This is a genomic window from Sporolactobacillus putidus, from assembly GCF_014647035.1.
GTDB lineage: Bacteria > Bacillota > Bacilli > Bacillales > Sporolactobacillaceae > Sporolactobacillus > Sporolactobacillus putidus.
Genome location: NZ_BMOK01000001.1, coordinates 432,891 through 449,844, shown reverse-complemented (window position 1 = coordinate 449,844; position 16,954 = coordinate 432,891). Strand labels below are relative to the sequence as shown.

The 16,954-nt window shown below is 48.2% G+C and carries 13 protein-coding genes, 14 tRNA genes, 2 pseudogenes and 1 riboswitch; of the genes and pseudogenes, 24 read left to right on the top strand and 5 right to left on the bottom strand.

Annotated elements, in window-relative coordinates; genetic code table 11:
- Positions 1 to 188 precede the first annotated feature (188 nt).
- From IEX81_RS02230 to IEX81_RS02160, 15 genes and pseudogenes are all read left to right on the top strand, one after another.
- A tRNA-Ser gene (locus IEX81_RS02230) sits at positions 189 to 280 on the top strand.
- A gap of 39 nt (positions 281 to 319) precedes the next feature.
- Positions 320 to 394: transfer RNA gene (locus IEX81_RS02225), tRNA-Glu, on the top strand.
- Positions 395 to 463: 69 nt separating this feature from the next.
- Positions 464 to 539 (top strand) — tRNA-Val (locus tag IEX81_RS02220).
- A gap of 18 nt (positions 540 to 557) precedes the next feature.
- Positions 558 to 634: transfer RNA gene (locus tag IEX81_RS02215), tRNA-Met, on the top strand.
- Positions 635 to 637: 3 nt separating this feature from the next.
- Positions 638 to 713 (top strand) — tRNA-Asp (locus IEX81_RS02210).
- Between the two features lie 114 nt (positions 714 to 827).
- Positions 828 to 903 (top strand) — tRNA-Phe (locus IEX81_RS02205).
- A gap of 10 nt (positions 904 to 913) precedes the next feature.
- A tRNA-Thr gene (locus tag IEX81_RS02200) sits at positions 914 to 986 on the top strand.
- A 39-nt stretch (positions 987 to 1,025) separates the two neighbouring features.
- Positions 1,026 to 1,107: transfer RNA gene (locus IEX81_RS02195), tRNA-Tyr, on the top strand.
- A gap of 11 nt (positions 1,108 to 1,118) precedes the next feature.
- A tRNA-Trp gene (locus IEX81_RS02190) sits at positions 1,119 to 1,189 on the top strand.
- Positions 1,190 to 1,206: 17 nt separating this feature from the next.
- A tRNA-His gene (locus IEX81_RS02185) sits at positions 1,207 to 1,282 on the top strand.
- Positions 1,283 to 1,291: 9 nt separating this feature from the next.
- Positions 1,292 to 1,363 (top strand) — tRNA-Gln (locus tag IEX81_RS02180).
- A gap of 7 nt (positions 1,364 to 1,370) precedes the next feature.
- Positions 1,371 to 1,445: transfer RNA gene (locus tag IEX81_RS02175), tRNA-Gly, on the top strand.
- 10 nt (positions 1,446 to 1,455) lie between these two features.
- A tRNA-Cys gene (locus IEX81_RS02170) sits at positions 1,456 to 1,529 on the top strand.
- 14 nt (positions 1,530 to 1,543) lie between these two features.
- Positions 1,544 to 1,625: transfer RNA gene (locus IEX81_RS02165), tRNA-Leu, on the top strand.
- Positions 1,626 to 1,725: 100 nt separating this feature from the next.
- A pseudogene (locus IEX81_RS02160) lies at positions 1,726 to 2,351 on the top strand (DEAD/DEAH box helicase); the annotation flags it as partial.
- 155 nt (positions 2,352 to 2,506) lie between these two features.
- On the opposite strand, the pseudogene IEX81_RS16795 reads toward IEX81_RS02160, so the two are convergent.
- Positions 2,507 to 2,659 (bottom strand): annotated as a pseudogene (locus IEX81_RS16795) (SOS response-associated peptidase family protein); the annotation flags it as partial.
- Positions 2,660 to 2,791: 132 nt separating this feature from the next.
- Here IEX81_RS16795 and IEX81_RS02155 point away from each other — a divergent pair.
- Together IEX81_RS02155 and IEX81_RS02150 are read left to right on the top strand one after the other, a co-directional pair.
- The gene (locus IEX81_RS02155) at positions 2,792 to 3,037 is read left to right on the top strand and encodes a ferredoxin (protein ID WP_188801406.1); all 246 of its coding nucleotides are present in this window, start codon (positions 2,792 to 2,794) and stop codon (positions 3,035 to 3,037) included.
- A gap of 19 nt (positions 3,038 to 3,056) precedes the next feature.
- The gene (locus IEX81_RS02150) at positions 3,057 to 3,419 is read left to right on the top strand and encodes a DUF488 domain-containing protein (RefSeq protein ID WP_188801404.1); all 363 of its coding nucleotides are present in this window, start codon (positions 3,057 to 3,059) and stop codon (positions 3,417 to 3,419) included.
- A 240-nt stretch (positions 3,420 to 3,659) separates the two neighbouring features.
- Here IEX81_RS02150 and IEX81_RS02145 read toward each other — a convergent pair whose 3' ends face one another.
- On the bottom strand, positions 3,660 to 3,965 hold the full coding sequence (locus IEX81_RS02145; RefSeq protein WP_188801402.1) for a cupin domain-containing protein: 306 nt from the start codon (positions 3,963 to 3,965) through the stop codon (positions 3,660 to 3,662).
- Positions 3,966 to 4,116: 151 nt separating this feature from the next.
- Between IEX81_RS02145 and IEX81_RS02140 the strand changes: the two genes are divergently transcribed.
- Both IEX81_RS02140 and IEX81_RS02135 read left to right on the top strand, forming a co-directional pair.
- Complete coding sequence (locus tag IEX81_RS02140; RefSeq protein ID WP_188801400.1) at positions 4,117 to 4,785, top strand: Crp/Fnr family transcriptional regulator; 669 nt, start codon at positions 4,117 to 4,119, stop codon at positions 4,783 to 4,785.
- A gap of 474 nt (positions 4,786 to 5,259) precedes the next feature.
- Positions 5,260 to 5,640, top strand: coding sequence for an HIRAN domain-containing protein (locus tag IEX81_RS02135; RefSeq protein ID WP_229727433.1), 381 nt, complete (start codon positions 5,260 to 5,262; stop codon positions 5,638 to 5,640).
- A gap of 473 nt (positions 5,641 to 6,113) precedes the next feature.
- Here IEX81_RS02135 and IEX81_RS02130 read toward each other — a convergent pair whose 3' ends face one another.
- A complete protein-coding gene (locus tag IEX81_RS02130) occupies positions 6,114 to 6,317 on the bottom strand; it encodes a hypothetical protein (protein WP_188801398.1) in 204 nt (67 codons plus the stop codon).
- Positions 6,318 to 6,387: 70 nt separating this feature from the next.
- On the opposite strand from IEX81_RS02130, the gene IEX81_RS02125 reads away from it, so the two are divergent.
- Both IEX81_RS02125 and IEX81_RS02120 read left to right on the top strand, forming a co-directional pair.
- On the top strand, positions 6,388 to 7,266 hold the full coding sequence (locus tag IEX81_RS02125; RefSeq protein WP_229727432.1) for a DNA adenine methylase: 879 nt from the start codon (positions 6,388 to 6,390) through the stop codon (positions 7,264 to 7,266).
- A 353-nt stretch (positions 7,267 to 7,619) separates the two neighbouring features.
- Positions 7,620 to 9,728: a glycosyltransferase family 39 protein gene (locus tag IEX81_RS02120; protein WP_188801396.1), complete on the top strand. Its 2,109-nt coding sequence runs from the start codon at positions 7,620 to 7,622 to the stop codon at positions 9,726 to 9,728.
- Positions 9,729 to 9,935: 207 nt separating this feature from the next.
- Here IEX81_RS02120 and IEX81_RS02115 read toward each other — a convergent pair whose 3' ends face one another.
- On the bottom strand, positions 9,936 to 10,406 hold the full coding sequence (locus tag IEX81_RS02115; RefSeq protein ID WP_188801394.1) for an RpiB/LacA/LacB family sugar-phosphate isomerase: 471 nt from the start codon (positions 10,404 to 10,406) through the stop codon (positions 9,936 to 9,938).
- A 231-nt stretch (positions 10,407 to 10,637) separates the two neighbouring features.
- Positions 10,638 to 10,736: riboswitch (TPP riboswitch) on the top strand.
- Between the two features lie 442 nt (positions 10,737 to 11,178).
- Here IEX81_RS02115 and thiM point away from each other — a divergent pair.
- Positions 11,179 to 11,991, top strand: coding sequence for a hydroxyethylthiazole kinase (gene thiM, locus IEX81_RS02110; RefSeq protein ID WP_188801392.1), 813 nt, complete (start codon positions 11,179 to 11,181; stop codon positions 11,989 to 11,991).
- Between the two features lie 40 nt (positions 11,992 to 12,031).
- Positions 12,032 to 12,688 carry a thiamine phosphate synthase gene (gene thiE, locus IEX81_RS02105; RefSeq protein WP_188801389.1) on the top strand — a complete coding sequence of 219 codons (657 nt, stop codon included), beginning with the start codon at positions 12,032 to 12,034 and terminating at the stop codon, positions 12,686 to 12,688.
- An 86-nt stretch (positions 12,689 to 12,774) separates the two neighbouring features.
- On the opposite strand, the gene IEX81_RS02100 is transcribed toward thiE, so the two are convergent.
- Entirely contained in the window at positions 12,775 to 13,644 is an 870-nt protein-coding gene (locus IEX81_RS02100) for a CvfB family protein (protein WP_188801387.1), read from the bottom strand.
- 405 nt (positions 13,645 to 14,049) lie between these two features.
- Between IEX81_RS02100 and IEX81_RS02095 the strand changes: the two genes are divergently transcribed.
- A complete protein-coding gene (locus tag IEX81_RS02095; RefSeq protein ID WP_188801385.1) occupies positions 14,050 to 16,950 on the top strand; it encodes a 2-oxoglutarate dehydrogenase E1 component in 2,901 nt (966 codons plus the stop codon).
- The last annotated feature ends 4 nt before the right edge of the window (positions 16,951 to 16,954 follow it).

The following is a 16,954-nucleotide window of genomic DNA, read 5'->3' as shown; positions in this document are numbered from 1 at the left end:
AAGCTCTTCTGTGCCGATGGTAGTGGGGGGCTGTCCCCCTGTGAGAGTAGGTCACTGCCAGGCAATATTTAATTGATATTGAAATAAATACTGTGCTTCAAAGCAACTCAAGAATCGATCAGTCGGTATCAACCGGTTTTGTTGCTGCGGGGTGGTCGGAGATTGGAGATCTTGCTGCGAAGCCTTTTGGAGAGCTGTCCGAGAGGCCGAAGGAGCACGATTGGAAATCGTGTAGACGGTTAAGGCCGTCTCGAGGGTTCGAATCCCTCGCTCTCCGCCATTATTTTTAATGAATATTGAAATATTTCTTTTATTCAATGGCCCGTTCGTCAAGTGGTTAAGACACCACCCTTTCACGGTGGGTTCGTGGGTTCGAATCCCGCACGGGTCACCAAATTTTTCTTGATTTTTTTGATTTTATATAATAAAATATAATGGTGTTTCTAAACAACACTGTTGTCATGGAGGATTAGCTCAGCTGGGAGAGCGTCTGCCTTACAAGCAGAGGGTCATAGGTTCGAACCCTATATCCTCCACCATTTATTGGTTTTTATTGTCGCGGGGTGGAGCAGTCTGGTAGCTCGTCGGGCTCATAACCCGAAGGCCGCAGGTTCAAATCCTGCCCCCGCAACCAAATGGATCCGTGGTGTAGTGGTTAACATGCCTGCCTGTCACGCAGGAGATCGGCGGTTCAAGTCCGCTCGGATCCGCCATTTATTTTTTTTATTTAAAACATTATGCAGTTAATAATTGAAAATTATAGAGATTGCCTGTTATTCATATGCGCTGAACGGCATGTTGGATACTCGTTAATCATTTATTTTTATGGCTCGATAGCTCAGTCGGTAGAGCAGAGGACTGAAAATCCTCGTGTCGGTGGTTCGATTCCGCCTCGAGCCACCATTTATGGTGTGCCGGTCTAGCTCAATTGGTAGAGCAACTGACTTGTAATCAGTAGGTTGGGGGTTCAAGTCCTCTGACCGGCACTTTTTATATGTTGCCGCCTATCCTTGACATATAAATATGGAGGGATAGCGAAGAGGCTAAACGCGACGGACTGTAAATCCGTTCCCTATGGGTTCGAAGGTTCGAATCCTTCTCCCTCCATTACATATTATAGGGGTATAGTTTAAAGGTAGAACAGAGGTCTCCAAAACCTCCAGTGTGGGTTCAATTCCTACTACCCCTGTTTGTTTTTTTACTATGGCGATTATGGTGAAGTGGTTAACACACCGGATTGTGGTTCCGGCATGCGTGGGTTCGATCCCCACTAATCGCCCCATAATTAAGTTGGCCCATCGCCAAGCGGTAAGGCAACGGTTTTTGGTGCCGTCATGCGCTGGTTCGAATCCAGCTGGGCCAGTAGTAATGCGGAAGTAGTTCAGTGGTAGAACATCACCTTGCCATGGTGGGGGTCGCGGGTTCGAATCCCGTCTTCCGCTCCAATTATATGACGGCGGCATAGCCAAGCGGTAAGGCGCGGGTCTGCAAAACCCTTATCCCCGGTTCGATTCCGGGTGTCGCCTCCATTTTATTTTTTTGTGCCGGTGTGGCGGAATTGGCAGACGCGCACGACTCAAAATCGTGTTCCGCAAGGAGTGTCGGTTCGACCCCGACCACCGGTATTTCTAGGTTCCGATACGTAGCATTAGGACCTTGTGAAGAGCTTGTAAATCCTTAATATAAAGGGATTTATGAGCTTTTTTCATTTTCTGAGAAAAGGATTCTCTTGAAACGGAAGGATTTGATAAGAACCGGATCAAGATCCTTGCAGGGCTCACCCGTCTTCGGCAGATTTGCTGTCATCCCTCTCTTTTTGTGGAAGACTATCATGGAGAGTCCGGCAAATTGCAGCAGCTGCTGGAGCTGATCTCCGACGCGCTCGATAATGGCAGGAGGATGCTCATTTTTTCTCAGTTTACCAGCATGCTGGCGATCATTCGTCCTGCATTAGAAAAAAAGGGATTGCCCTTTTTTTACCTTGACGGACAAACGCCGGCAAAAGAAAGAGTGGACATGGTGGAACAGTTCAACCACGGGGAGAAAAATGTATTTCTTCTTTCTCTAAAGGCCGGAAATACAGGACTCAATCTAACCGGAGCCGATATGGTGATCCTTTTTGATCTGTGGTGGAATCCTGCGGTAGAGGATCAGGCGGTCGGAAGAGCCCATCGAATCGGCAGCGAAACGTTGTTCAGGTTGTTCGAATGATTACTCAAGGCACGATCGAAGAAAAAATTCATGAACTGCAACAAAATAAAAGAGATTTAATTGAATCAGTTGTAGAGCCCGGCGATCAGTCGCTGTCCCGGTTAACTGAAAAAGAAATCAGGGAGATTTTGAATATCTGACTAAAACTTGAAACATCAAGAACGGTCCTCAAATTCATGAACGAAGCGGCCCATTACGGGACAAAATTCGCTGTTTGCGCATTCACTCAAAATGTGGTGGCCCGGAAATTGGATAGACCCCAACACTGAGTACCAGCGCCGTCTGGGTGAATTTAGGAAGAGAAAGGCATTTTGAAACTGGGTTTGGCTTGAACCGTCCCAGAACGCGCATTAATCAATTTGAAAACTTTTTTCTCATCTTTTGCCTATGAAGGAATGAGTCCCCATCTTAATAAGCCTAAGCGGTTGTCGGTGTCGTCATTGATGAAGCATACGACGGTCATGGACACAAATTGATCGAGATCATGGTTATTCTCTCATCCTGCTGTTATGCTTGTGAGTGAATTAAGCTACCCGATATTTATGACTCTGCAACGGGTTGGAAAGAGAGGTTTTCAAGATTGGCTAAATATACTCGTGTTAATCAGGATACATGTATCGCTTGCGGTGCCTGCCAGGCGTCGGCACCTGACATCTTTGACTGTGATGGGGAGGAAATCGCTTTTTCGCTCATTGACGAGAATAAGGGTATTCGTCCTATTCCCGAAGCGCTTCTTGAGGATCTGGAGGATGCCTATATGGGCTGTCCGACTGAGTCGATTGAAGTGGCGGAACATCCGCTCGTTGATGGTATCAAAGAACAGTAAGGAGCAGGAGGCTACGCCGATGATTCAAATCAAACGCGTCTATGAACCGGCTGTGCCCGAGGACGGACAGCGTTATCTGGTCGACCGGCTTTGGCCGCGGGGTGTATCAAAAGACCGCGCCCGGCTGGCAGACTGGTATAAAGACCTGGCGCCGAGTCCAGAACTTCGTCGCTGGTTCAACCATGAGGCGGGCAAATTCGAATTGTTTCAGGATCAGTATATGGATGAACTCGCGCATGATCAGGAGAAACGGCCGTTATTGGAACGGATTGTCTCTGAAAGCAGGGAGGGGACAGTCACGCTTGTTTATGCGGCGAAAGATCCGTTGGTGAATCATGCCATCGTGCTTCTGACATTTCTCCGTACTCAATATGATGTGTAGACAAACGACAGGCAGGACGGCCTCGCAGCATTCGGGCACCGTCTTGCCTGTCGTTGTTTGATGCTGATGATATTTTCCGTCAGGAGGGTTGCGTGCTCGGTTCTGCCAACACGTACGAGATGCAGAACCGATTGGCTAAATGAAAGGTGAAAACTTCTCCGCATTGCCCGGAGAAGTGCTGCAGTTGCAATTTCCAAGTCAAAAGACCGATGCCGTTCGCTCTTGCTCCCGGATTGACAGTCATTTTTCCGTCGTATCGGGCTGCTTGATAATGATGATTTCGCTGTTCTGATTGGCCTTTAGCCCATGCGTTTCTCCGGCGTTCAGCCGGACGAATTTCCCCGGAATAAGCTGTACCGATTGATCGTCTGTCGAAAAAATCACTTCACCTTTGACCGGAATCACTGTGACCCGTGCAGGCCCTCCATGATGTTTTCCTATTTCCTGTCCCTCTTTCAAAGACAGATGAACGATAGTGACGGACGGATCCATAAACAGTATTTCCTTCAAACGGGAATTTTGTTCTTGCAGTGTATAAACGTCCATTTTTTCTCCTCTTTCCGGCTTAACTGTTTTAAATGATAATCCCTATCATTTATAATAAGGTATAGGCAGGCGTCATGCCATGATCCAGATCAAGTTTCTTAGATTAAGAGCATGGGTGCTGCTATGATAAAGCTCTTATGGGGGTGATTCAATGTCCGTTTTGCGTGCAGAAGGCTGGCTGAAGGATCAGCATGAATCCGTTCTACGCCAAATTGAATCCCGCGGCAGGTTGCGAAGTTATCAGGCAAAAACACTTGTCTTCCTTAAAGGTAAATCACTGACTCATTATTTTTTCGTTGTCAAAGGGCTGGTCGCCGTTTATCGACAAAATAGTGAGGGGAAACGCTGGATTGCCAGCCTGATCGGTGAAGGAACTTTTTTCCCGCACATTGGCTTTGATCGGCCGTCCGCAGTCTATCCGGCAAATGCCGAAACACTGACAGAATGCACGTTTCTGATCGTTCACAGAAAGGATATGGTTTGCCTGATGCGTGAATATCCTTCTCTGCAGGAACACCTTACCCAATTTCTTTCTGAAAAAAATCAGGAACTGATGACGCGCTGCTCGGATTCCCTGCTTGAAAGTGCAGCTCATCGACTGGCTCAGCTTTTGAAGCAATTGGCTCTTCAGTCCGAAGCACAGGCGGAGGATGGATGGTATTTGATCAGCGATACGCTCACGGAAGAGAATATGGCGGATTATATCGGTGTTACTCAGGAGACGGTAAGCCGGATTATGAGCCGGTTCTATCAAGGTAACAAGGTAAAACGTGTCGGTCGGAAAAAAATCTACGTCAATCCGGAGCAGCTGGACAGATAATCCGTTGTTGGCACAACTGAGCAAGGCCTGGATAAGGAGTAACACTAATCTTATTTTTGCTGCATCAGGTCGAAAAAAGGGGATTTCGATTACTAGATGCAAGCAGAGCGCGTGTTAAAAGAAGCTTATTTTAAAGCTGATTATGTAGGAACAATAATATTCAATTATCGCTCCCGAATATGTCTGTGACCTTAAATATACTATTTGCTCTTCACAAGCAGGTGATGGAGGAACTTCTCATTGGGATTCGGAAACGGGAGACGCGATTGTGATCACCAATCCGGATTCCGGAGGAGGTCACAGCGGATGAAAATAAGCTATTCTACTATCGCGAGCTTCAGGAGTATGACAGACAATGTGGATTTTTAGTTGACATTTTTGGCCCAATGTAAGATATTTATGAAAAAGTGGATGGAATGCTTTAAAGCAGGTAGCGTGAGGTTAACTTGTTAAAAAGGAATGACGGTGTTCTGTATGAATGAAAGACATTTTAACGTAGATGAAATTGAAGAAATGAGAAATCATAAATTTGAACCAAGCAAGTATTTCCTGGATTTTCATATTGCGGGATTTACTTATTATGATGGTTTGGATGTAATCGAAGAATTAACACTTGGAAAATCAGTTGATTTAGTGGTCGAACCAGATAATCCATACGATCCTGAAGCAGTTGCGATTTTTTATCAAAATAAAAAATTAGGGTATATTCCAAAAGATAGAAATACTATGATCAGTAAAATATTGTACTTTGGACATGGCGATATTTTCGAAGCAAAAATTCAATTTGCAGATAAAGAACAAAATCCGGAGCGTCAGTTTCGTGTAGTCGTGAAACTAAAAGATAAGAGAAAATAGAGAGATTATTTGTTGCATTGGGACAAGCGGGAGTACAGGTGCGTATCAAGGGTTTTCACGAATAATGAGGGCCCTTTTTCTGTTATTCCGAATACGATTTGAAAAACAGTGTCAGGTAGATGGCGGCTATCTGTTACGGTAAAATTATTTTGAAAATCAAAGAAGCAGGAAAACAAATGGATAATTTGCGGAATACGGACGCGAGGGTTGCCGCCTGGAAAACGGGTGATGACGGTTGCGCCCGTATTTTTGCACTTTACCCCTGCGAGTTTAGCCGCACCGATCGGAAAGGTTGACAGATTCGGACGGCGCCTGGTATTTGCACCCGCCGCAGGCAAAACATGGATCGGTCGATTGGGGAAGCATTCCGCTCGATTAGTTACCGGAGAAATTCAGTTTTTATACATTCAGAATATGATATAGTTGTCATTGAGGCCAAAGACCTTTCCATATGGGAAGGAACTGACACTATTTTATAAGTCTTTGGCTTTTTTTACACTATAGGAAAGTACAAAAATTTTAAGGATTATAGTGTAGGCGACCGAAAAGATCGCCGCGTCCTGCGGCACGTTCGGCATTAGTCCGTCCTGGCCCCCGCAACTAAGGTTCAGCCTGCGCCAGGGCTTGGCTTCGCCAAGTTTTCTAATATCACCGGTCTGCTGTTCATGGGTTTCCATGCGACCGGAGCTGTTAAAAATCAATTGTGCGATTAAAACACTGCCACGTCAGCGGGTGGACGTTTACATCGTGAGAATACTGCATTCGTTGCTTTGGGGGAAAATCAGAGTGGTTGAAGTTATGAATAATGAGCGTGTCAAACCGTTTTTAAAATGGGCGGGCGGCAAACGAAGAATGCTTGCCGATATCCGCAGCTGTGTTCCAGAACATTTTCGCCGGTATTACGAACCTTTTGTTGGAGCAGGAGCGCTTTTATTCGATCTGCAGCCTGCCGAAGCGGTGATTAATGATATCAATGAAGAATTGATGAATGTCTATCGGGTCATAGAGAGTGATGTTGAGGGCTTGATCGGGGATTTGGAGAAACACTGCAATGAAAAGGACTATTACTATAAAATTCGGGATCTGGATCTGAGCGAAGATTATAAGAAAATGTCCGATCTTGAAAAGGCGTCGCGGATTATCTATTTGAACAAAACCTGTTTCAACGGGCTGTTCCGGGTCAACAAGGAGGGACACTTTAATGTGCCTTTCGGGAAGTACAGCCGTCCCAATATTGTCAATGAGAGAACATTGAGGGGGGTTAGCCGATATTTTCGTGAAAACCGGGTGAAAATGATGACAACCGATTTTGCTGAAGCGGTGGAAGGCGCGGGAGACCGGGATTTTATTTATCTGGATTCCCCATATGATCCGCTTTCGACGACATCTTATTTCACCAGCTACAGTAATGACGGGTTTTCCAGGGAGGACCAGATCAGGCTGCATGATTTGTTTATTGATCTGGACCGCCGCGGCGCTTTTGTTCTGATGAGCAATTCGGCGACGCCTTTTATTAAGGATATGTACCGTGATTATCGCATCACTTTCTCCTCCACGAGCCGTCTGATCAATGCCGACGGAAGCAAAAGAGGGAGAATTGACGAAGTCCTTGTAACCAATTATTAAAGAGAAGGATTCCGTTGATCAGATGGGAAATCCTTAAGTTGCCGTTACCTTTGATTGACATAAGATTATTATAAGAAAAACGGTTCAGGATTGCTCATGAACCGTTTTATTTATAGGTGCGACGGCGTCATGGGCGACTGCCGGACCGGAACACTGTCCGTTAGCAATTATGGGCTGGAAGGCTGCTTTTGCCGTGATTTCAAGGCTGTACGTGCGGCCGATCTGGAGTTTAAACCTAAGGGACTGCTTAAGAAAAAATTAAGATTCAGGGACCATAATGATTTTAACATCTTAAAGCACAGGCGATCCGGAGCGGTCCGACCGTTCCTGGCGAAGATTTGGAGGAATGGCCCTTGAAAAACAAGGTCAGGCATTTTGATTATTTATTACTTGGAGTTGTGGTTCTTTCTGCTTTTCTGAATTTGTATCTCCTGAATCATGCAGGTTCGAATGAATACTATACGGTTGCTGTAAAGAGCATGATGAAAAATTTTCATAATTTCTTTTATGCGTCGTTTGATCCTGCCGGCTTCATTACGGTTGACAAACCGCCCGTCGCTCTGTGGATTCAGACTTTGAGTGCTAGAATTTTCGGGCTGAGCAATTTCAGCGTGGTGCTTCCGGAAGCTCTGGCAGGGGTAGCTTCTGTGGCTTTGCTGTATAGCATTGTGAAGAAAAAGTTCGGAAGAATCGCCGCTTTTATTTCAGGGCTTGTTCTGGCGACGACGCCGATTTTTGTTGCTATCGTGCGTACGAACAACGTCGACAGCATATTGATTTTCGTTCTGCTGGCGGCTGCATGGGCTTTAATACGGGCCATTGACAAGGGCAGGATGCGCTGGCTTGTGGTCAGCGTGATCCTTGTCGGAGTTGGTTTCAATGTGAAAATGCTTGAAGCCTTCATGGTGCTTCCGGCCGTCTATTTGTATTATTGGATCGCGATGAAGACGACTTGGAAGAAGCGTCTTCTGCATCTGACAATTGCTACCGTCATCCTTCTCGCCGTTTCTTTTTCCTGGGCAACGGCCGTTGCGCTCGTTCCCGCAAACGATCGTCCTTACATCGGCAGCAGCCAGACGAACTCGGTTTTTGAACTGGCTTTTGGCTATAATGGTGTATCGCGCCTTACAGGCCAGCATGGTCAGGGCAGCCGGGGAGGCGCTGATCGTCAGCGAAACTTCGCCGGGCAGCAAAACGGAGCGCTTAGCAGCCAGGACGGCGGCACAGGGGTAAATGGAGCACAAGGCAGCCAGCCGCAGTTTGCGCAAGGCGGGACAAGCGGATTTGCCGGCAGAACGGCTCAGTTCGGCAATATGCAGGCCGGCGGAATGTTCAGCACCGGCCAGGCAGGACCGCTTCGCTTATTCTCAAAGGCACTTTCCAGTCAGGCCAGCTGGCTGATGCCCTTTATCCTTTTTGGAATTATCGGCCTGACTGTATCATTCCTGCGCACGCGCAAGCTGACCATGCAGAGCAAGTTTGCCATTTTTTGGCTGGGCTGGCTTGTTCCGATGATGGCCTTTTTCAGCGTTGCCGGCTTCTTCCATCAATACTATCTCAGCCTGATGGGCCCGGCAATCGGCGCTCTGACAGGGATTACTTCTTCGATTCTGTGGAAATTCTACAGAGAGGAAGGAGAAAAGTGGACGAGCTGGCTGCTTCCCGCCGCACTTCTTGCCACGATGCTTTTTGAAGCGCTGATCCTTTACCAGAACAGCGTGTCTAATCAATGGATTTATCTGACGCTTTCAGGAGGTTTGATCCTGTTCACGGTCTTTGCCATTTTTCGCGGCGAGCGGTGGAGGAACAATCAGAAGTATGCGGCCGCTGCAGGATTGATTATTCTGCTTGCTGCTCCCATTTACTGGGCGCTGCCGGCGACCTTTAATCAGACGAACAGTTCGCTTCCGGTTGCGGGTCCGAGTCTATCGCGATATGGCGGAAACGGGGGTAATTTGCCTCAGCTTGCCGCGCTGCAAAACCGGGATTCAGGTGATCGATTCTGGAGTGCGGGAAAGACTGCCGGACAGGGGATGACAGGGTTTTCGGCAGACAGGATCAGCCAGATGAGGTTCGGCTTCTCACGAGGGGGCGGAATGGACGGACAAGTCAGCAAAAAATTGCTTAGTTATCTTGAAAAACACTATAATGGCGAAAAATTTATTCTTGCCGTCCAGAGTGCCCAGTCTGCTTATTCGATCATGCTGAATACGAATTACGCCGTCATGGCGATGGGCGGATTTCAAGGCAGCGATCCGGCCGTAGATGCTGTAAAACTGGCAAAAATGGCCAAAGCGGGCGAAGTGAAATATTTTCTGATTTCCGGCGGGGACCGTATGGGATCGAATCAGAGCGTCCTGCAATGGATTGAGAAAAACTGCAGCAAGGTGCCGGCAAGCGAGTGGTCTTCTGGAAGTGCGCAGCAGGCGGGCGGACAGGCGCTGTATGTCTATAAGGGTTAAGGCGGCCGCATTCGGTAATCCGTGATTTGCGGTTTTGTCCTGACGCCGCAGTAAAGGTTTCAGGAGAAAATCACCGGAATCATTTTACCCGGGTCGCTGCGGCAATTCATTATAACCTATTCGTTCGAAAACTTAAAAAGCGTTCATAGAATAAAACCGGATCATTTGATCCGGTTTTATTCTATGAATTTTCAGTGGCCGCATATTTTAAATTTCCGACAGCTTTTTCAAATGCTTTTCGGTTATGGCTTCAACTTTTCTGACACGACGCGCATATTTTTCAATACCTTTGAGCGGTTCGGTCCGCATCCAGACATCGACGATCTCAAGAGCGATACCCGATCCGATAATCTTTCCTCCGATACACAGTACATTGCTGTCCGTGTGCTCACGTGCCAGTTTGGCACAGAAAGGATCCTGGCAGACGGCAGCGGTGAGACCATAGATGCGGTTGGCAATCAGAGCGCTGCCGTAACCGACGCCGTCGACAAAGATCCCGCGATCTGCCTCGCCCCTTGCGACGGCAAGGGAAGCAGGATAAACGTAATCGGACAGGTCGCACGATTCCTTGCTGTCCGTGCCGAAATCCAGCACCTCGTGTCCGTTTTCTTTCAGCCATGTTTTTATTTCTTCTTTTAAATCGTGTCCGGCGTGGTCGCTGGCCATTGCAATTTTCATATTGAAAACCTCCGGTGTTCTCGTAGTTTTGATGTTCTTCCCAAATCTATTATAATACACATGGTGTCCATTTATTTTATCGATTTAATTTCAGGAAAGCGACATTACTTAAAGCCATTCTCGGACTGATCACGCCTCAGAAACGGTCCGGGCGGCGCTTTGCTGAAAATGGAAGTATAATATCTTGTAAAGTGAATACAGCTGTGATAATCTGAAAACAGTTGAATAATGTTCGTCCACTAGGGGAGCTTTTTGCTGAGATTGACAATGTCAGGACCCTTCGAACCTGATCCAGATGATGCTGGCGTAGGAAAGTGGTTTCGATTCGATCTAGAGGAGCACTTGATACATAGATCTGTCCGCCGCTTTCATCAGAAGGCGGCTTTTTTGTGCCTGGAAAGCGGAATACAGCACACACAACAGGACAATCGGCAGTAAAGAGCGGAGAATCAACAGTAACCGGTTGAGAATCAACAGTAAAGAGCAGAGAATCGACAGTAACTGGCAGAGAATCATCAGTAACGCTTAAAGAATCAACAGTAACCGGCCTGCAATCAATAAGTGCGAATAGTTGGAATTCGGCTCGAATTTTTTAAGCCGCTGCGAACTGCCCAAATTCAGAGGGATCGGACGATAATTTTTAGTTGTAATAATTGAAGACACATTTTTCCAATTCAAATGAGCAAGTGGGATCATCATATTCTGGAATATGGGTTTCGGCATGAACGATTGGAGCCGGCAATAATAACACGATGTGTGGAGGGGATATTCTATGATAAAACCGGAATTATTGATTGAAAAAATGGACACTATCCGTAAACAGAATCCATTATTGCATGTGATCACAAACCGGGTGGCCATCAACGATTCGGCGAACGGCGCGCTGGCAATCGGCGCTTCGCCGATTATGGCCGAAGCCCATGAAGAGGTCGCCGAAATCGCGGCAATCAGCAATGCACTTGAACTGAATATTGGAAATTTAACACCCTACTCCATACAAAGCATGATGCTGTCCGGACATGCGGCGAACGAGGCCGGCGTTCCGGTTGTGCTTGATCCGGTCGGAGCGGGTGCCACTTCATTCCGCCTGAATACGGTCAGAAATCTTTTCGATGAGCTGGACATTGCCATTGTCCGCGGCAATGCTGGTGAAATTGCCGCCATTGCCGGAGCGAACTGGGGTGCAAAAGGCGTTGATGCGGGTGCCGCGAACGGCGATATTCTGCCGCTGGCTGTCCAGGTGGCCCGGCGCTATCACACGGTTGTCGCCGTGTCCGGAACAACGGACACGATCACGGACGGAAAGCAGGCCTATCTGGTCCGCAACGGCCATCCGCTGTTTCCCATTATGACAGGTTCAGGCTGCCTGAACGGTGTGATACAGGCGGGCTATGCCGCGGTTTCCGCAAACTTTCTGGAAGCATCGGTCGCGGCTTCGGCCAACTATGCCATCGCCGGGCAGATTGCCGGTGAACGTAGCGGGGGGCCCGGAACTTTTCGGCAGCTGCTGATGGATGAGCTGTATACGCTTAATGCGGAAAAAATTCAAAAATACGCCGACCTGGAGGAGGTAAAGCTTCCATGAGGCTGAAACACCGATCATTATGCGGGGAGGAGGAATGATCATGACGAGGGGACAGGAAGCATTAAGAAAAGCGTTATCTCTTTATTTCATCATGGGTTCTCAGGACGGGCGCGAAGAACAGCCCTTAAGAACCATCGATCGGGCATTGAAAGCCGGAGTCACCTGTTTTCAATGGCGCGAAAAAGGCCCCCGGTCCTTAAAGGGCCGGGAACGGATCGACTTCGCAAAGGATGCACGGAATTTATGCCAAAGGTACCGCGTTCCTTTTTTCGTAGATGATGATGTAGACTTAGCTGTTCAGTTGGAAGCGGACGGTGTTCATATCGGGCAAAAAGACGAAAATGCGAAGGCCGTCCGCCGAAAAATCGGGGATAAAATGTGGCTGGGTGTTTCCGCACATTCCCTTGAAGAAGCCGAGCGTGCGCGCGAACAGGGTGCGGATTACATCGGCGTCGGTCCTTATAAAATGACTCAGTCAAAGCCGGACGCCGAATCGGTGATCGGCAGTACGCTGATCCGGCAGCTGCGCGCCCTTAGTTATCCTCTGCCTATTGTCGCTATTGGCGGCATTACGCCGGACGATGTGCCTGAAATTACTTCGGCGGGCGCCGCCGGTGTTGCCGTCATATCCGCCATTTCAAAAAGTCCGGACCCGCCAAGTGTTGTCCGTGAATTTTTGAAAGAGCTCAACCGATGATTTCCGGATTCAGTCCTGTTCCTGTTTGTTCCTTGAACAGGACTGTTTTTTCTGTCCGCCCTTATCTACCGGCCATAGGCACTGGCTCAATTTTTTTCAGCTCCCCGGATGTAGCTCCAGCCGTCTTTCTGGTAGATTTTATCTTCCTTCATCAGTTTGCCGAGCGCTTTTTTAAAGTCGCCTTTGCTGATTGAAAACCTGTTGCGGATGTCTTCGGGCAGACTTTTATCCCAATAGGGCATGGCGCCTCCTCGGGCGTTCATGTACTCAAGGATGGCTGCGGTGTGTTTGTCAATGGACTCATAGCTTCTTGCATGCATGGAAAGATTGATGGTCCCGTCCTCCTTGACATCGATCACCCGGCAATGGATGCTCTGCCCCAGACGAAGCCTGCCTTCTTTTTCACTATTATGCATAAAACCGAGATAGCCTTCATCTGTAATCAGGTGGGCTCCTTCAGAGAGGAGTCGGTAGACGGCGGCATCGACTTCCTGATTGAAAAGATCCTCAGAAGCGGGAACGGATAGCATACGCATGATCGGCTCGTCCGCAAGCCTGGCAAACAGCCGGTTTTTTTTATCCAGCTTCAGGCTGCAGTACACGCGGTCGCCCTCGGCGGGCCAGTCCGGCCATTCATCAGGCAGGTCGTCCTTTGACAGAAGAACATCCTTATTGATACCGATGTCGACGAATACACCGTATTTTTTGCGCATGCCGGCAATCCGTGCCCAATTGTAAACGCCCAGCCGGATATCCGGGATATGCATCGTTGCAGCCAGCCTTCCCTGATGATCCTGATAGAGAAAGACTTTTTGCGGGGCGTGCTCATCGAAAGGCTGAACCGCATCGTTTTCGTGAAGCAGTATTTCCTGAGTTCCGTCGGTAAGAAAATAGCCGAACGGCGCCTTGTGTGAAAACTCGAGAGTGACGACGGTACCTGCCTTTAGCGTTTCCAATATTCCTGCCCTCTTTCTTCAAATGTGTATGTGAAATTCTGCCCGTTTTCGAAGGGAGACAGAATAGGAAAGTGCTCAGGTACTCATTATAACATGAGAGGCTGCCTGCAAAAAAACGAAAGTAAAAAGGCACATTCCCATTCGATTATTTTTCCTTCACATAAGATAAAATATGTCAAGAACATAAAATGGGAAATTGCATAAAAACGATTACAAAAAATCATCGTTTCATAATATCGTAACAATTTAAACTTCAAATTCAGTGTGCTAAAATGGGTTTACAAGAAGAAAACAAGTTTTTTTTCAAGGAACAGCAGATGTTTTGGGTTTACGATCGGCATCTTTCTAACAGTCTCGGAATTAGAAGTTTGAGAATCAATCCATCATAACGGGGAGCGATGTAAAGTGTCTGCTAATGAAACGTTAGACAAGACAAACCCGTGGCAGAGTTTTTCCGGCCTGAATCTGGGTTATGTTGATGAACAGTATGATAAATTTCTTGAAGATCCGGATACTGTGGATCTTACACTGCGCGATCTGTTCGATAAATGGGGAAGGCCGAAGACCATCGCCGGAAACCCGTTCAAAGTTCATCCCGTCCCTGAATATGGCGCATTTGAAACCGGCTTTGATCTTGATCAGGCAGTAGGGGCCGTCAGACTTGCCGAACGGATCCGGACCTACGGCCACCTGCTGGCCCACGTCAATCCACTGGGTGAACATCATATTGTCGAAACGCATCTTATGGATCTTGCAGCTTTTAATTTGTCGCCGAAAAAATTGAAAGCGATTCCTTCACGTGTCATCTGGCCGGAAGCGCCTGATGAAGTTCGCAATGCGCTTGATGTCGTTAATTATCTGCGTGATCTTTACTCCCGTTCGCTCGCTTATGAATTCAGCCATGTGCAGGATCTGAAGGAAAAAAAGTGGCTGAATGAAGCCATTGAAAGAAAGCGCTTTCAATTTAAAATTACCGATCTCGAAAAAAAAGATTTACTGAAGCAATTGAGTAAGGTCGAAACATTTGAACATTTCCTCCACAAGACGTTTGTCGGCCAGAAACGGTTTTCGATTGAAGGGCTGGACGTGCTTGTGCCGATGCTTGACAAACTGATCCAGTACGGTGTCGGGGATGGAACAAAACAGGTCATGATCAGCATGGCGCATCGCGGACGCCTGAGTGTGCTTGCTCACATTTTGGGCAAACCTTATGAAAAAATCATGGCGGAATTCGTCCATGCGCCAATCAAAAGCATGGTCCCCTCTGAAGGATCAAAGGGCATCAATTACGGTTGGACCGGCGATGTGAAATATCACCTTGGTGCAGCCCGGTCGATTGAAGAAGGACACAAGAAATACCTGCTTCAGTATACAGGGGAAAAAGATCCCGATAATGGGTCTTTCCAGGTTAAGGTGACTTTGGCGAACAACCCCAGCCATCTGGAAGTTGTCGATCCGGTTATCGAGGGTTATACACGGGCCGCTCAGGATAATCGCAGGAAAGAAGGCTATCCGGATCAGGATACTGAGAAGGCGTTTACCATTATGATCCACGGCGACGCGGCTTTTCCCGGTGAAGGCGTTGTCGCCGAAACGTTCAACCTGAGCCGGCTGAAAGGCTTTAACACCGGCGGTACGATTCATATCATCGCCAATAATCAGCTTGGATTTACGACGGATCAGGAGGACGAACGGTCGACCGCTTATGCCAGTGACCTGGCCAAGGGATTTGAGGTGCCGATCGTTCACGTCAATGCAGACGATCCGGAAGCCTGTCTGAGCGCAATCAGCCTGGCCTATCAGTACCGGAAAACGTTCCGGAAAGATTTTCTCATTGATGTGTGCGGCTACAGGCGTTACGGACACAATGAATCCGATGATCCTGAGGCCACGCAGCCTGTTCTTTACCATGCGATCCGCAATCACCCGACCGTATGCAGCCTTTACCAAAAAAAATTGGAAGGCGAGAAGCTGGTCACTGAAAACGAGCTGGAAAAGTACAAAAACCATCTTCTGGACAAACTGCAGCTCATTTACAACCTATCACGGGAAGAACAGAAAAAGGGACTGAAGGAAACGCCTTTTCCGAAAAAGCTTGCGGAGCCGCTGGATCATATTCAGACCAAAGTGCCGATTGACGAATTGAAAGAGCTGAACGGGCAGCTGCTTGACTGGCCGGAGGAACTGCATGTTTATCCGAAACTGGCCCGGATCCTGAAGCGCCGTGAGACGGCCCTGAACGGCAGCCGGAAAATTGACTGGGGTCTCGGTGAATCGCTCGCTTTTGCCTCAATCCTCAAGGACGGCACGCCCATCCGGTTCACGGGCCAGGACGTTGAGCGCGGGACATTCGCCCACCGGCATGCGGTGCTCCATGATGCGGACTCAGGTGTTCTTTATTCCCCGTTTCATTATCTTAAGGATGTCCGCGCCTCATTCGACATCCATAACAGTCCGCTGTCGGAAACGGCCGTTATTGGTTTCGAATACGGGTACAACGTTTTTGCTCCTGAGACTCTGGTCATCTGGGAGGCGCAGTTCGGCGACTTCGCCAATGTCGGCCAGGTGATGTTCGACCAGTTTGTTACCGCCGGTAGAGCGAAATGGGGACAGAAATCCGGTCTCGTCATCCTCTTGCCTCACGGCTATGAAGGCATGGGTCCGGAGCACTCCAGCGGACGTCTGGAAAGGTTCCTGCAGCTGTCGGCGGAGAACAACTGGGTTGTCGCTAACTTAACGACACCCGCCCAGTACTTTCACATTCTGCGCAGGCAGGCTTCGATTCTGAATACCGATGTGGTCCGCCCGCTCGTGATCATGTCGCCGAAAAGCCTGCTCCGCCATCCGAAGGCCACTTCCTCGCCGGAGGATCTGTCTGAAGGCCATTTCCAGAGTATCCTCGAGGAACCGCTGACGGGCGGCGATCCTTCGAAAGTGCGGAGACTGGTGCTTTGCAGCGGAAAGGTAGCGGTCGATCTTGAAGTTGATATTGAAACGAGTTCGGCCGGTCTTGACTGGCTGCATATTCTGCGCATCGAGGAACTTTACCCGTTTCCTGAGGAAGCTTTAAAGAATTTCTTCAGCAAGTATCCTGAACTGAAAGAAATCGTCTGGCTTCAGGAAGAGCCGAAGAATATGGGTGCCTGGAGTTATATGGAACCGAGGCTGCGCAGTGTTTTGCCGGAAGGAACTGATTTAAGCTATATCGGCCGCCCGGAACGTTCCAGCACGGCGACCGGTGAACCCGAATTTCATAAACAGGAACAGAAACGCATTATCTCGGAGACTTTGCATAAGAATTTTTAATTAA

Excerpts from the sequence above, each read along its gene's own strand:
- IEX81_RS02115 (WP_188801394.1), bottom strand. The coding sequence starts at position 10,406 with ATGAAAATTGCAATGGCCAGCGACCACGCCGGACACGATTTAAAAGAA.
- thiE (WP_188801389.1), top strand. The coding sequence starts at position 12,032 with ATGACGAGGGGACAGGAAGCATTAAGAAAAGCGTTATCTCTTTATTTC.
- IEX81_RS02130 (WP_188801398.1), bottom strand. The coding sequence starts at position 6,317 with ATGGAAACCCATGAACAGCAGACCGGTGATATTAGAAAACTTGGCGAA.
- IEX81_RS02140 (WP_188801400.1), top strand. The coding sequence starts at position 4,117 with ATGTCCGTTTTGCGTGCAGAAGGCTGGCTGAAGGATCAGCATGAATCC.
- thiM (WP_188801392.1), top strand. The coding sequence starts at position 11,179 with ATGATAAAACCGGAATTATTGATTGAAAAAATGGACACTATCCGTAAA.
- IEX81_RS02150 (WP_188801404.1), top strand. The coding sequence starts at position 3,057 with ATGATTCAAATCAAACGCGTCTATGAACCGGCTGTGCCCGAGGACGGA.
- IEX81_RS02145 (WP_188801402.1), bottom strand. The coding sequence starts at position 3,965 with ATGGACGTTTATACACTGCAAGAACAAAATTCCCGTTTGAAGGAAATA.
- IEX81_RS02135 (WP_229727433.1), top strand. The coding sequence starts at position 5,260 with ATGAATGAAAGACATTTTAACGTAGATGAAATTGAAGAAATGAGAAAT.